12 protein-coding genes are annotated in these 14,737 nt (G+C 70.6%); 10 read left to right on the top strand and 2 right to left on the bottom strand.

Annotated elements, in window-relative coordinates; translation table 11 throughout:
- The first annotated feature begins 28 nt into the window (after positions 1-28).
- From BLS25_RS00185 to BLS25_RS00220, 8 genes are all read left to right on the top strand, one after another.
- Positions 29-1,366, top strand: a complete 1,338-nt coding sequence (locus BLS25_RS00185) for an ABC transporter substrate-binding protein (protein WP_074694037.1) — start codon at positions 29-31, stop codon at positions 1,364-1,366.
- 76 nt (positions 1,367-1,442) lie between these two features.
- Positions 1,443-2,363, top strand: a complete 921-nt coding sequence (locus BLS25_RS00190; RefSeq protein WP_056226644.1) for a carbohydrate ABC transporter permease — start codon at positions 1,443-1,445, stop codon at positions 2,361-2,363.
- The gene (locus BLS25_RS00195) at positions 2,363-3,319 is read left to right on the top strand and encodes a carbohydrate ABC transporter permease (protein ID WP_081349627.1); all 957 of its coding nucleotides are present in this window, start codon (positions 2,363-2,365) and stop codon (positions 3,317-3,319) included. The genes BLS25_RS00190 and BLS25_RS00195 overlap by 1 nt, the downstream gene beginning before the upstream one ends.
- A 53-nt stretch (positions 3,320-3,372) precedes the next feature.
- Entirely contained in the window at positions 3,373-4,884 is a 1,512-nt protein-coding gene (gene arfA, locus BLS25_RS00200) for an arabinosylfuranosidase ArfA (protein ID WP_074694038.1), read from the top strand.
- 126 nt (positions 4,885-5,010) lie between these two features.
- Positions 5,011-6,636: a cell division protein PerM gene (locus BLS25_RS00205; RefSeq protein WP_256335501.1), complete on the top strand. Its 1,626-nt coding sequence runs from the start codon at positions 5,011-5,013 to the stop codon at positions 6,634-6,636.
- A 140-nt stretch (positions 6,637-6,776) separates the two neighbouring features.
- Entirely contained in the window at positions 6,777-7,376 is a 600-nt protein-coding gene (gene purN, locus BLS25_RS00210) for a phosphoribosylglycinamide formyltransferase (RefSeq protein ID WP_074694039.1), read from the top strand.
- 65 nt (positions 7,377-7,441) lie between these two features.
- Positions 7,442-9,052: a bifunctional phosphoribosylaminoimidazolecarboxamide formyltransferase/IMP cyclohydrolase gene (purH, locus tag BLS25_RS00215; protein WP_056226652.1), complete on the top strand. Its 1,611-nt coding sequence runs from the start codon at positions 7,442-7,444 to the stop codon at positions 9,050-9,052.
- A gap of 384 nt (positions 9,053-9,436) precedes the next feature.
- Positions 9,437-10,390, top strand: a complete 954-nt coding sequence (locus tag BLS25_RS00220) for a DMT family transporter (protein WP_074694040.1) — start codon at positions 9,437-9,439, stop codon at positions 10,388-10,390.
- On the opposite strand, the gene BLS25_RS00225 is transcribed toward BLS25_RS00220, so the two are convergent.
- Complete coding sequence (locus tag BLS25_RS00225; RefSeq protein ID WP_074694041.1) at positions 10,371-10,889, bottom strand: DUF1697 domain-containing protein; 519 nt, start codon at positions 10,887-10,889, stop codon at positions 10,371-10,373. The two genes, BLS25_RS00220 and BLS25_RS00225, sit on opposite strands and share 20 nt — an antisense overlap.
- A 116-nt stretch (positions 10,890-11,005) precedes the next feature.
- On the bottom strand, positions 11,006-12,433 hold the full coding sequence (locus BLS25_RS00230) for a dihydrolipoyl dehydrogenase family protein (RefSeq protein ID WP_074694379.1): 1,428 nt from the start codon (positions 12,431-12,433) through the stop codon (positions 11,006-11,008).
- A 142-nt stretch (positions 12,434-12,575) separates the two neighbouring features.
- On the opposite strand from BLS25_RS00230, the gene BLS25_RS00235 reads away from it, so the two are divergent.
- Positions 12,576-14,183: an AlkA N-terminal domain-containing protein gene (locus BLS25_RS00235; protein ID WP_074694042.1), complete on the top strand. Its 1,608-nt coding sequence runs from the start codon at positions 12,576-12,578 to the stop codon at positions 14,181-14,183.
- The gene (locus BLS25_RS00240; protein WP_074694043.1) at positions 14,180-14,677 is read left to right on the top strand and encodes a methylated-DNA--[protein]-cysteine S-methyltransferase; all 498 of its coding nucleotides are present in this window, start codon (positions 14,180-14,182) and stop codon (positions 14,675-14,677) included. The genes BLS25_RS00235 and BLS25_RS00240 overlap by 4 nt, the downstream gene beginning before the upstream one ends.
- Positions 14,678-14,737 lie beyond the last annotated feature (60 nt).

Below are 14,737 nucleotides of genomic sequence, written 5' to 3' on the forward strand. Positions count from 1 at the left end.
TTCGCACCGCGAGAGGAACACACAGCCCATGAAGAACAAGGTCTTCGCCGGTCTCGGCATTGTCGCCGTGGCCGCGGCCGCACTGACCGGATGCAGCTCGGCATCCGGGTCCGCCGCTGCCTCGTGCACCAACGAGATCCTGAAGCCGGATGCCACGCAGGTGAGCGTCTGGGCGTGGTACCCGTCGTTCGAGCAGGTCGTCGACCTGTTCAACCAGAACCACGACGACGTGCAGATCTGCTGGACCAACGCCGGGCAGGGCAACGACGAGTACACGAAGTTCTCGACGTCGATCGAGTCGGGCTCGGGAGCCCCCGACGTGATCATGCTCGAATCCGAGGTGCTCTCGAGCTTCTCGATCCGCAACGCGCTCGTCGACCTTTCGGCCTACGGCGCCGCTGACGTCAAGGGCAACTACACCGATGGCGCCTGGAAGGACGTCTCCAGCGGCGACGCGGTCTACGCGATCCCGGTCGACGGCGGTCCGATGGGCATGCTCTACCGTCAGGACATCCTCGACACGTACGGCATCGCCGCTCCCACCACCTGGGCCGAGTTCGCCGACGCCGCGCAGAAGCTCAAGGACGCCGGAGCCCCCGGAGTCCTCGCCAACTTCCCACCCAACGGTCGCGCGTTCACGCAGGCCCTGTTCGCCCAGGCGGGCTCGAAGCCGTTCACCTACGACAGCGCCGCCCCCACCGACATCGGCATCGACGTCAACGACCAGGGGTCGAAGGACGTGCTCGAGTACTGGCAGAAGCTCACGTCGAAGGGCCTGGTCGCCACCGACGAGGCGTTCACCGCCGACTACAACACCAAGCTGGTCGACGGCACCTACGCCATTTACGTCGCCGCCGCGTGGGGCCCCGGCTATCTGCAGGGACTCGAGGGTACCGACGACAGCGCCACGTGGCGCGCGGCCCCCATCCCGCAGTGGGACCCCGCGAAGCCCGTGCAGGTCAACTGGGGCGGCTCGACCTTCGCGGTCACGAGCCAGGCGAAGGACAAGGCGGCCGCGGCGACCGTCGCCAAGGAGGTCTTCGGCACCGAAGAGGCGTGGAAGATCGGCATCGAGAAGGCAGCGCTCTTCCCGCTGTGGAAGCCCATCCTCGACTCGGACTACTTCCGTGAGCTCGAATCGCCCTTCTTCGGTGGCCAGCAGATCAACAAAGAGGTCTTCCTGCCCGCGGCCGCAGGCTACAGCGGCTTCACCTTCAGCCCGTTCCAGAACTACGCCTACGACCAGCTCCAGCAGCAGGTCACGGCCGTGACGGTCGACGGCTCGAAGGATGCCTCCGCTGCGCTCGACGACCTCCAGTCGAGCCTCGAGCAGTACGCCACGGAGCAGGGCTTCACGATCAAGTGAGTCCCCGGTGGGCCGACCTGACGGTCGGCCCACCGTCCGCCCCATCCCTCTCGCCACCGTCCCACCGGGAGACCCCATGGCCACGCACACCCTCACGACGCCGTCGCGGCGCCGCGCCACCGGACACGCGCGTCGACAGCGCGTCGGGTGGCTCTTCATCACGCCGTTCCTCGTGATCTTCGCCGCGTTCCTGATCTTTCCTCTCATCTACGCCTTCGGGATGAGCCTGTTCAGCTCGACGCTGGCCACGGGCACCAAGTTCGTCGGAGCAGCCAACTATCTGAAGGCCTTCACCGATCCGCTCTTCCTCGGTGGGCTGGGTCGCGTCGCGCTGTACGCGGTCGTGATGATCCCGGCGCAGCTGCTCGTCGCGCTCGTCGCCGCCCTCGTGCTCGACACGCTCGGCACCTGGCTGGCGAAGGCGTCGCGCCTGCTGATCTTCGCGCCGTACGCGATCCCCGTCGTCATCGGTGCGCTGATGTGGAGCTTCCTCTACAGCCCCCGCTTCGGCCCGGCCGGCACGATCTTCGGGCTGTTCGGTCTCGACGCCCCCGACTTCCTCGCCAGCAGCGCGATCTTCGGCAGCCTCGTCAACATCGTGACCTGGCAGTGGTCGGGCTACTACATGATCGTCATCTACGCCGCGCTGCGCTCGATCGACCCCTCGATCTACGAGGCCGCGCGCGTCGACGGCGCCAGCGGGTTGCAGATCGCGACGCGTATCAAGGTGCCGATGATCGCCTCGTCGATGGTGATGGTCATCACCTTCGCGCTGATCGGAACGCTGCAGTTCTTCACCGAGCCGACGGTCCTGCGCTCGATCGCCTCCGGGGCCTTGCCGGCGGAGTACACGCCGAACATGTACGCGTACGCCCTCGCCTTCAGCTACAGCCAGTTCAACTACGCCTCGACGATCGCGTTCTCGCTCGCGATCGTGGTCTTCATCGGTTCGTTCGGCTTCCTCTTCCTCACCCGCAAGCAGAACGGACTCAAGTGATGGCCGTCCCCACCACCGCGCGAGACGATCGCACGCGCACCATCGTCACCGCCGGCGCGGGTCGCCCCGACCGCTCGGCACGCCGCGAGGCGCGTCGCAACGCCCGCGTCGCCCAGGGCGGACGCCGCATCGGTTCGCACGTGCTTCTGCTGGTGCTCGCCCTGTACTTCGTCATCCCCATCTGGTGGCTGTTCGTCGCCGCGACCAAGAGCACGGGCGGACTCTTCTCGAGCCCCGCGTTCTGGTTCGACGATCCGATGCAGCTGTTCGCCAACATCGCGGGCCTCTTCGAGCACCAGGGCGGCATCTACTGGACGTGGCTCGGCAACTCGTTCGTCTACTCGTTCGTGTCGGGGGTCGGCGCGACGATCGTGGCCGTGCTCGCCGGCTACGGCTTCGCGAAGTACCGCTTTCGCGGACGGGGGTTCGTGTTCGGCATGATCCTCGGGTCGGTCATGGTGCCGCTGACCGCACTGGTCATCCCGCAGTTCATGCTGCTCAGCCAGTACGGCCTCGTGAACACCGGATGGGCCGTCATCCTGCCCTCGCTTCTGAACCCGTTCGCCGTCTACCTGATGCGCGTCTACACGCAGGACACCGTGCCCGATGAGTTGATCGAGGCCGCGCGCATCGACGGCGCGGGGGAGTGGCGCACGTTCACCACGATCGTCGTCCCCCTGCTGCGTCCCGCGATCGTCACGGTGCTGCTGCTGTCGATCGTGGGCACGTGGAACAACTTCTTCCTGCCGCTCGCGATGCTCACCAATCCCGAGACCCTTCCGGTGACCGTGGGGCTCAACCGCTGGCTCGCGCTGTCGAACGCGGGTGCCGGCGGCGAGCAGGTGTGGAACCTCATCACCTCGGGCGCCTTCATCTCGGTGCTGCCGTTGCTGCTGTCGTTCCTCCTGCTGCAGCGCTACTGGCAGGGCGGCCTGACGCTCGGCAGCGTGAAGTGACGCCCCTGCGCACCCCGACCTCTTCTTCTCGCACGACCACAGAAAGCTCACCCATGCCTGACGCACGTCTCACCATCGACCCCGGATCCGTCATCGGCCCGATCCGGCGCAAGATCTTCGGCGGGTTCGTCGAACACCTCGGCCGCCACATCTACACCGGCATCTTCGAGCCGGGTCACCCGACGGCGGATGCCGAGGGCTTCCGCCAGGACGTCATCGACCTCGTGAAGGAGCTCGGTGTCGACACCATCCGCTACCCCGGCGGCAACTTCGTCTCGGGTTTCCGGTGGGAGGACTCCGTGGGTCCCGTCGAGCAGCGTCCGCGCCGGATCGACCTCGCGTGGCACTCGACCGAGACGAACGAGATCGGCCTGCACGAGTTCTCGTCGTGGCTCGACAAGGTCGGCTCCGACCTCATGATGGCCGTCAACCTCGGCACGCGGGGGACACTCGAGGCGCTCGACCTGCTCGAGTACTCCAACGCCCACGGCGGCACCGCGCTCAGCGACCAGCGCATCGCCAACGGTCGTTCGGCGCCGTTCGACGTGCGCATGTGGTGCCTCGGCAACGAGATGGACGGCCCGTGGCAGCTGGGCCACCGCTCCGCCGACGACTACGGCAAGATCGCGTCGCAGGCGGCCAAGGCGATGCGCATGTTCGACCCCGACCTGCAGCTCGTGGTCTGCGGCTCGTCGAGCGCTCACATGCCGACCTTCGGCGAGTGGGAGCGGGTCGTGCTCACGCACACCTACGACGACGTCGACCTCATCTCGTGCCACGCCTATTACGAGGAGCGCGGTGGCGACGTCGACAGCTTCCTCGCTTCGGCGGTCGACATGGACGGGTTCATCGAGAAGGTCGTCGCCACGGCCGACCACGTCGGCGCGGTCAAGCAGTCCGCGAAGCGCATCGACATCTCGTTCGACGAGTGGAACGTCTGGTACATCGACCGCTACCACGAGGTCGACAAGCTCTCCGGAGTCGACAACTTCCCCGTCGCCCCGCGCTTGCTCGAAGACTCGTACTCGGTGCTGGATGCCGTCGTCTTCGGCAACCTCATGATCTCGCTCCTCAAGCACGCCGACCGGGTGGCATCCGCTTCTCTCGCCCAGCTGGTCAACGTGATCGCGCCGATCATGACGGAGCCGGGCGGGATCGCGTGGAAGCAGACCACGTTCTTCCCGTTCTCGATCACCTCGCGTCTGGCGCAGGGGGAGGCGCTGCGCCTCGATCTGCAGGCGCCGACCTACACGACCGCGGCGTACGGCGAGGTTCCGTTGGTCGACGCCGTGGCCACGCACGACGCCGAGACCGGCCGGAGCGCGGTGTTCCTCGTGAACCGCTCGACCACCGAGGCCCTCGACGTGACGATCGACGTCTCGGCGCTCGGAGAGATCGCGGTCCTCGAGTCGCACACGCTCGCCGATGACGACCGATCCGCCGCGAACACGCTCGAAGACCCCGAGCGCGTCGCGCCGGCATCCAACGAGACGGCGACGATTTCGGCGGGAACCCTCACCGTGACGCTGCCGCCGGTGTCGTGGACGGCCCTGTCGCTCGGATGACACCCGGGTCGTGCGGGCACCCGTTCCGGCGGGTGCCCGCACCTCGAGCGACGACTCCTCCGTGCGGCGGATGCCGCCGCGCCTGAGCGGCGGTCACGCGCGTCGCGGGTAGGGTTCCTCTCGCCCATGCATCGCCTCCTCATCGCACTCCTCGCCGCCCTCGACGCCGTCCTGGCGGCCGCGGGTGGCATCGCGGTCGTGCTCGCACCTCTCACGCTGCTCTGGGTCTTCGGAGTCGGCAGCCCCGACTGGGGAGCGCTCTGGCCTGCTGCCGCCGCGGTGTGGCACCTCGGCCACCTCGTCCCCGTGACGGTCACGCTGCCCGACGCGTACCTGGCCGTCACCGGGATCGACCCGACCTTCGCGACCTTCACGCTCTCGCTCGCGCCCCTCGCCTTCGCGGCGTTCACCGGGCTCTTCGCGGCCCGCTCGGGGGCACGCGCGGCCGAGGCGGGTGGCGGGCTGACCGGATGGATTTCGGGATCGCTCGTCTTCGCGGCCCTCTCCGCGGGAGTGGCGCTCACCTCGGGCGCAGCTCTCGTGGCATCCGAGACCTGGCTCGCGATCCTCTTGCCCTCGCTGATCTTCCTCGTCCCCTCGCTCATCGGCGCCCTGGTCGGCGCGTGGCGCGTCGGCGACGACGGTCCGGTCGACGCCCTCCGCGAGAGGATCGAGCGGATGCCGACCGCCTGGGCGCCCGTGCCCGGACTCGCGCTGCGCGGACTCGCGCTCACCACCCTCGGGCTCGTCGGTGTGGGCGCCGTGGTCGTGGTGGCCGGGCTCATCGCCCGCGCCTCGCAGGTCATCGGCCTCTACCAGGCGAGCAACGCCGACCTCATCGGCGCGACCGTCATCGCGCTCGGTCAACTGCTCTACCTCCCGACCCTCGTCCTGTGGGGGATGTCGTTCGCCGCCGGTCCTGGGTTCGCCCTCGGCACCGACACCGCGGTGACCCCGGCCGCGACGCAGGTCGGCGCGCTCCCCGGCATCCCGGTGCTCGGGGCGGTGCCCGACTCGACGTCGTCGTGGCTGCTGCTCCTCGCCCTGCTGCCCGTCGCCGTGGGCGCGTTGACGGGGTGGATCCTCCGATCCCGGATGCCGTTCTCCACCGGCCCCGAGCCCCTCGGGCCCCGGCTGGTGCTGGCCGTCGCGGTCGCCGCGCTCACCGGCGGGATGGGGGCGCTCGCCGCCGTCGTCTCGTCGGGGTCGATGGGGCCCGGCCGGCTCGTCGACACGGGCCCGCAGCCGGGACCGCTCGCGCTGACTCTCGGTCTGGAGGTGCTCGTGGGCCTCGCCATCCTGCTGTTGAGCCCGAGGTTCGGGGCCGACGAGGGCGACGACCGGTTCGAGGAGCGCGAAGACCGCGGGTTCTCCTTCGCCGCTCGCGAGCACGTGCCCTTCGACCGTGACGAACACGCGACGGGTCCGACCCCGACGGGGTCCCGGCTCGGGGCGGGGATCGCCCACGACGTGTGGCCGAGCTCGTACCGCGATCCGGATGCCGTCGCGACCGACACCGCACTCGGGACACGGGGAGGCGCCTCGGACTTCGAGACGTCGTCCTCGCGGGCCGGCGGGGGAGCGTCGACGCGCTCGGTGCCCCTTCCCCCCGCTTCCGATCCGACGCCGTCCGCCCCGGTGACGTCGGCGGAGAGTGCGGGGGCGTCGGACGACCTCACCGACGACGAGGTGCGCGCGCGGATCCGCGCGGCCTGGTCGGAGCACGGCGGAGAACCCGGCGACAAGGGCTGACGACCACCTTTCCGCGCCGCGGAGGTTCCCGTGCTCGTATCGACAGGGCCGCCCGGACCGGTCGCTCGGACCGCGCCGCGCCCTCGCCGTCCCGTTCGGGCGGGCCCGCGCGCTCGAGCGCACCTGCGTAGACTGAGCGCGTGCTCACGGTCGCCGTCCTCATCTCCGGCACCGGCTCGAACCTCCGCGCCCTGCTCGAGGCGGCATCCGCCCCCGACTTTCCGGCGCGCGTGATCGCGGTCGGTGCCGATCGCGAGGCCGACGGCTTCGCCCACGCCGAGCATTTCGGCATCCCGACCTTCCTCGTTCCCTTCAGCGCCTTCGCGTCACGCGAAGAGTGGGGCGCCGAGCTCGGGGCCCAGCTGTCGGTGTGGAACCCCGACCTCGTCGTGCTCAGCGGAATGATGCGTCTGCTCCCCGCCGACCTCGTCGCCGCGTGGGAACCGCGCATCATCAACACCCACCCCGCCTACCTGCCCGAGTTCCCCGGAGCGCACGGCGTGCGAGACGCCCTCGCCGCGGGTGTGACCCAGACCGGCGCGAGCGTGATCGCCGTCGACTCCGGCGTCGACACCGGGCCCATCCTCGCCCAGGAGCGCATCCCCGTGCTCCCCGGCGACGACGAGGACTCGCTGCACGACCGCATCAAGCCCGTCGAACGACGTCTGCTCATCGACGTCGTCCGACGGATCGCCGAAGGCGAGCTCGACCTCGCCGCCGCGGCATCCCGAACAGCCTGACCCGCTCGACGGGCGCCGGCCCGTCGCGCATCCGAACCCGACTCGAGACACAGGAGCCGAACGCCATGGCCGGACCCCGCCACGACCCCGCCGACTACCGCCCCCGAGACATCGTCCCGATCCGCCGCGCACTGGTGTCGGTGAGCGACAAGACCGGTCTGCTCGAACTCGGTGCGGCCCTCGCCGCCGCGGGCGTCGAGATCGTCTCGACCGGCGGCTCGGCCACCCTCCTCCGCGACGCCGGATACGCCGTCACGGACGTCTCGTCGGTGACCGGCTTCCCCGAGTCGCTCGACGGACGCGTCAAGACCCTGCACCCGAGCGTGCACGCGGGCCTCCTCGCCGACCTGCGTCTGGCCTCGCACGAGGCGCAGCTCGAAGAGCTCGACATCCGCCCCTTCGAGCTCGTCGTCGTGAACCTCTACCCGTTCGTCGAGACCGTGGCATCCGGTGCCGAGGGCGACGATGTCGTCGAGCAGATCGACATCGGCGGCCCCGCCATGGTGCGCGCCTCGGCCAAGAACCACGCGAACGTCGCGATCGTCGTCTCGCCCGAGTCGTACCCCGCGATCATCGACGCCCTGCAGGCCAACGGCGGCACGAACCTCGTGCAGCGCCGCGAACTCGCCGCCCGCGCCTTCTCGCACACCGCCGCCTACGACACCGCCGTCTCGACCTGGTTCGCCGAAGGCACCCTCGCCGACGACATCGACCTGCCCGCGCACCTCACCATCCAGGCCGAGCGTCTGTCGACCCTGCGCTACGGCGAGAACTCGCACCAGCGCGCCGCGATCTACACGCGCGTCGGCGGTCACGGCATCGCCCAGGCCACGCAGCTGCAGGGCAAGGAGATGTCGTACAACAACTACGTCGACGCCGACGCGGCCCTCCGCGCCGCCTTCGACATGGTCAAGCCGGCCGTGGCGATCATCAAGCACGCGAACCCCTGCGGTATCGCCGTCGCCGCCCCCAACGCCCTCGACCCGATCGCCTCGGCGCACCTGCGCGCGCACGAGTGCGACCCCGTCTCGGCCTTCGGCGGCGTGATCGCCGCGAACCGGACCGTGACGCTCAAGATGGCCGAGAACCTGCGCGACATCTTCACCGAGGTGATCATCGCGCCCGACTTCGAGCCCGAGGCGCTCGAGGTGTTCAAGCTCAAGAAGAACCTCCGCGTGCTGCGCCTGCCGAACGACTGGCAGCAGGAGCGCATGGACGTCCGCCTCGTGTCGGGCGGCCTGCTGCTGCAGGACGCCGATCGCTTCCCCGACGACATCGAGTCGGTCGCGAAGAACTGGGAGCTCGTCTCGGGCGAGCGTCCCGCCGACGAAGACATGGAGAGCCTCATCTTCGCGTGGAAGTCGTGCCGCGCGGTGAAGTCGAACGCGATCGTGCTCGCGAAGGGCTCGGCCACGGTCGGCATCGGCATGGGCCAGGTCAACCGCGTCGACTCCTGCCGCCTCGCGGTCGAGCGCGCCGGTGACCGCGCCGCCGGCTCCATCGCGGCATCCGACGCCTTCTTCCCCTTCGCCGACGGCCCGCAGGTGCTGATCGACGCCGGCATCTCGGCGATCATCCAGCCCGGCGGATCGGTTCGGGATGCCGAGGTCGTCGACGCCGCGCGCGCCGCCGGCGTCACGATGTTCTTCACGGGAGAGCGCCACTTCTTCCACTGAGCCGTCGCGCTTCGCACCGCCCTCGCGACCTCGGTCGCGGGGGCGGTGTGGGTTTCGGGGTGTGGGCCTTGGCATGGGCGGGGCATTGCGAGGGCCCGCGGGGCGCGGTTTGGGGCGCTCATTGTCGTTTGGGGCGTGAGATGTCCGCCCCGAACGACGGGATTCGCCCCAAACCCGGGGGAAGCGCGGACCGCAGGCCACGCGGGGCGGGGTGGACCGCGCGGAGTGGATGAGGCCGCTTTGGGGCGCGTTTTGTCGTTTGGGGCGTGAGATGTCCGCCCCAAACGACGGGATTCGCCCCGAACCGGTCGAGGGGCGAGCCGCAGGCCACGCGGGGGTGAGTGGACCGCGCGGGCGGTGCGCCCGATCTCGCAGGGTGGAGGGATGCAGCCCGCATCCGAACACGTCTCGCGCCGCGGCCTCGTGTGGGGTGGTCTCGGCGTGCTCGCCTTCTCGTTCACCGTGATCTTCACCCGCGTCGCCGTCGTTCAGCTCGACCCGCTTTTCGTCGGGGCGGGCCGCGCCGTCGTGGCCGCGGCGATCGCGGGGGTCGCGCTCGCGGTGACGAGATCCCGGATGCCGTCGCTCAAGCAGGCCGCGCGTCTGGCCATCGTCGGCGGGGGAGTGGTGCTGGGCTTTCCGCTGCTGACCTCGTTCGCCTTGACCTCGGCGCCCGCGAGTCACGGCGCGGTCGTGATCGCCGTGCTTCCCGCCGCCACCGCCGTGGCCGCGGTGCTCCGCACGCGCGAGCGGCCCGGCCGCGGGTTCTGGATCGCGGCCGTGATCGGGGCCGTCGTCGCCGTGGCCTTCGCGGTCGGCGGCTCGGGTGGCGACGGGCTGCACGCTACCGACCTGCTTCTGCTCGGCGCGGTCGTGGCTGCCGCCGTCGGTTACGCCGAGGGCGGGGTTCTCTCGCGCGAGCTCGGCGCGTGGCAGACGATCTCATGGGCGCTCGTGCTGTCGAGCCCGGTGATGATCGGCCTCACTCTGTTCGCGGCGATCCGCACGCCGATCAACGCTGATTCCGCCGCGTGGGGGTCGTTCGCCTACCTGGCTGTCGTGAGCATGTTCCTCGGATTCGTCGCCTGGTATCGCGGACTCGCGATCGGACCCATGGCTCGTGTCAGCCAGCTGCAGCTCGCCCAGCCGGTGCTGTCGCTGGCCTGGGCCGCCCTTGTGCTCGGAGAGCCGCTCACGCTGGGGACCGTCGCGGGCGGTCTGGCTGTCATCGTGTGTGCGGCGGTCGCCGTGACGATCCGTCAGCGCTCGACCGGGTCCACGGCGCCCCCGTCGCTCGACGCGACGGATGCCGCTGCGCTCACGCGCTCATCGCGATGAGCTTCGCGACGGTGTTGGCGTTGCGCGCAGTGCCGATGGCGCCGAGCCGCTTCTCGATGTAGCTCGCCTGTACCTTGGACCGCCCGATGCCGTCGGGGTAGCGCACGAACACCTCGCGCCCGTCGACCACGGCCTGCTCGGGCGCGTCGGCAGGGAGCTCGAGAGTGGTCGTGGAGGCGGGCTGGTCGAGGAAGACGGTCTGCACCCACCGCCCCTCCGGATCGGAAGCGAACGGATTGCGCGCGTGCGCGTCGGCGAGCTCGGCGTGTGTGCGGACGATGACGGGCAGATCGAAGCCGAATCCGTCCCGCACCGCCGCGCGCACCGTCTTCGCGATGGTGGCGGAACTGCGCCGCCCCGGGTCGAGTACGAGGTTGCCCGCGACCTGCAGCGTCTCGACCTCCTCCAGACCGGCGGATGCCAGCACTTCGCGCAGCGCGGGCATCTTCATCGCCGTGGGTCCACCGACTCCACGGATCAGGGCGACGGAGCGTGACATGAAGCGACCTTATTCCGTGCGACTCCCTCGGGAGAGGGGCGGGGGGACGAGCGACACGCGACAGGCCATGCCCCTGCCCGGTCGAGCACCGATCGGCGTCTCACGCCCGCCCCGACTCAGGCCGAGTCGCGCCCCAGGGTCTCGAGCAGGCGCAGCCACACCTCGCTGACCGTCGGGTACGACGGGACGGCGTGCCAGAGCCGCTTCACCGGCACCTCGCCGACGATCGCGATGGTCGCGGAGTGCAGCAGCTCGGCGATGTCGGGGCCGACGAAGGTCGCACCGACCAGCACGCCCCGATCGAGGTCGACGATCGCGCGGGCCTTGCCCACGTAGGCGTCTGACTGCTCGCTCGAGCCGGCGACGCTCGCGAGGTCGTAATCGAGGACCTTCACGTTCAGGCCCTTCTCTTCGGCCTTCTTCGCGGTGAGCCCCACCGAGGCCACTTCGGGGTCGGTGAAGGTCACCTGGGGCACCGCGTCGTGATCGGCGGTCGCCACGTGCGCGCCCCACGGCGCGTCGTCGATCTCGTCGCCCTTCGCTCGGGCAGCGATGACGTCACCGGCCGCGCGAGCCTGGTACTTGCCCTGGTGGGTGAGCAGCGCGCGGTGGTTGACGTCGCCGACGGCGTACAGCCAGTCGAAGCCGCGGACGAGGAGGGTGTCGTCGACGTCGAGCCAGGCGCCCGGCGTCAGACCCACGGCATCCACCCCCAGGTCTTGCGTGCGGGGCGTGCGCCCGATCGCGACGAGCACCTCGTCAGCGGTGACGGTGGTGCCGTCGGAGAGCTCCAGGGTGGCACGACCGTCGTCGTCGCGACGAGCCGAGGTGGTGTCGGCGCCCGTCTTGACCGTGACGCCGCGTTCGCGCAGGGAGTCGGCGACGAGTTCTCCGGCGAACGGCTCGTTGCCGCCGAGCAGTCCAGAGCGGGCAATGATCGTGACGTCGCTGCCGAGGCTCTGGAACGCGGTGGCCATCTCGGCGCCGACGACCCCGCCGCCGATGATCGCGAGCGAGGCGGGGATCTGCTCGACCGCGGTGGCCTCGCGGCTGGTCCACGGCGAGATGTCGGCCAGGCCCGGGATGTCGGGAAGGAGCGCAGCCGACCCGGTGCACACGGCGACCGCGTGGCGCGCGACGAGGTCGGTGGTCGTGCCGTCGGCGGCGGTGACGCGGACCGTCTTCTCGCCCGTGAGCGTGCCGTGGCCCCGCACGAGATCGATGCCCGCGCCCTGCAACCACTGCACCTGGCCGGAGTCGTCGTGGTTGCTGGTCATGGTGTCGCGTCGACGCAGTACGGCGGCGATGTCGAGGTCGCCGGTGACCGCCTGCTTCGCGCCGTCGACGTCGCGAGCGGCCCGCAGGGCGGCGGCACTGCGCAGCAGAGCCTTCGACGGCATGCAGGCCCAGTACGAGCACTCGCCGCCGACGAGCTCGGTTTCGACGATGGCTGCCGTGAGGCCGGCCTGGACGGCTCGGTCGGCCACGTTCTCGCCGACGGGGCCGGCGCCGATGACGATGAGGTCGTATTCGCGTTCGCTCATGGTGTTCACGGTACCGACGACCTCCGACATCGCATCGGGGTTGCGCCCGGGCGGGAAGAGGGAGAAGTCCAAGATCGGGCGTCTCACGGCCGTGTCCGATTTCCGCCAGCCGATGTCGGAGGTCGGTGGCAGGGTGGATGCCATGACCACCACCGTCCCCGAGCTCCCGGGCTTCGCCGAGCGCTACCGCGTCATCCAGTCGCGCGATCGACGCTTCGACGGGCAGTTCGTCACCGCGGTCCGGTCCACGCGCATCTACTGCCGTCCGAGCTGCCCCGCGCGCACGCCGAAGGAAGAGAACGTCACGTTCTACGCCACCTCGGCGGCCGCGCACGAGGCCGGTTACCGCGCGTGCAAGAGATGTCTGCCCGAGGCGGCTCCCGGTTCGCCCCTGTGGGACGTCCGCGGCGACGTCGTGGCGCGCGCCATGCGCCTCATCGCCGACGGTGTCGTCGATCGCGAAGGGGTTCCGGGACTCGCCCGCCGATTGGGCTACTCCTCGCGTCACCTCACGCGCCTGCTCACCGCGGAGCTGGGGGCCGGTCCACTCGCCCTCGCCCGCGCGCACCGGGCCCACACGGCTCGGGCGTTGCTCGTCGGCACCGACCTGTCGTCGGCCGATGTCGCGTTCTCGGCCGGATTCTCGAGCGTCCGACAGTTCACCGACACCATCGGGGAGGTGTTCGGCATGCCGCCACGCAATCTCCGTGCGCGGCGCTCGCGCGACTCGGGGCTCGAAGCCTCGGCGGGCGAGATCGACCTCGCCCTCCCCGTCCGCGGGCCGATCGACACGATCGGTCTGTTCGGATGGATGAGGGCCCACGCGATCCCCGGGGTCGAAGAGGGCGACGACCGGTCGTTCGCGCGGGTCGCGCGTCTTCCGGCGGGGCCGGCGTGGTTCGAGGTGCGTCTCGCCGACGACGGGCGCCTTCGCCTGCGCGCCCGGCTCTCGGCCCTGGCCGACCTGGGTACCCTCATCGCCCGCGTTCGGAGGCTGTTCGACCTCGACGCCGATCCGCTCGCGATCGACGAGGCCCTCGCACGGCATCCCGAACTCGCTCCCGCCGTCGCGGCGATCCCGGGCGTCCGGGTGCCCGGGGCGATCGACGCCGACGAGATGCTGCTTCGCGCCATGATCGGGCAGCAGATCAGCGTGGCCTCGGCCCGCACGATGCAGGGGCGTTTGACCGCCGAACTCGGCGAGCAGACCGCCGTCGGTCCTCGGCCGTTCACGCTCTTCCCCTCGCCGGCGGTGATCGCCGAGCGCGGGCTCGAGGTCTTACGCGGCCCCGCCGCGCGCATGCGGGCGATCGTCGAGACGGCGGCGGCGCTGGCCGACGGCAGCCTCGAGCTCGGCGCCGGCGACGACGGTGCCGAGCAACGGGAGCGGCTCCTGGCGATGCGGGGGATCGGCCCGTGGACCGCCGACTACGTGCGGATGCGCGTGCTCGGCGACCCGGACGTCCTCCTCCCCGGAGACGTGGCCGCCCGCGCCGGTGCGGCGGCCCTCGGCCTCCCCTCCGATCCGGCCGGTTTCACGAGCTGGTCGCAGCGGCTGGCGCCCTGGCGCAGCTACGCGATGGCGCACTACTGGTACGCCGCGCCCGTGACGCAGGCCTGGCGCGCGCCGGCGGAGTCCGGGGCCGCGGTCGCCGCGGCGCCCACCCGTCGGCGAAGCCCCCGCCTCCGCACCGACATCGTCCTGCCTTCCTCACCCGCACCCGAGACCGAGAGCGAGAATCTCGCATGACCGCTGCCACCCTCCAGTTCGTCGAGACCCCCGACGGGCCGTTCGCGATCCTCGCCGATGAGGCCGACCGGGTGCTCGTATCCGGCTGGACCGAAGACACCGACGCCGTCCTCGCGCGCCTCCGCCCTGAGCGACGACCCGCCGACATCCGCCCCGGCGACACCTCGGCGGCCGAGGCGGTGCGCAGGTACTACAGCGGTGACCTCGCCGCGATCGACGCCGTCGCCGTCTCGCAGTGGGGGACTCCCCTCCAGCTCGCCGGGTGGGAGGCGCTGCGAGCGATCGAGGTGGGAACGCCCCTCACCTACACGGGCTTCGCCGCGGCGCTCGGCTCACCGTCCGCCGTGCGGGCGGCGGCGTCCATCTGCGCGCGGAACGCGGTCGCCCTCTTCGTGCCCTGTCATCGCGTGCTGCGCGGCGACGGGTCGATGGGCGGCTTCGCCTGGGGCACGCACGTGAAAGAGAGCCTGCTGGCACGCGAATCCGCCGTCTGACCGGCCCGTCGTCACAAGACGCTCTTGCCTCCAGCGTTTTCTCAGGGATATCCTGGAGGG

Source organism: Microbacterium testaceum StLB037, from assembly GCF_900104345.1.
Classification (GTDB): Bacteria; Actinomycetota; Actinomycetes; order Actinomycetales; family Microbacteriaceae; genus Microbacterium; species Microbacterium testaceum_A.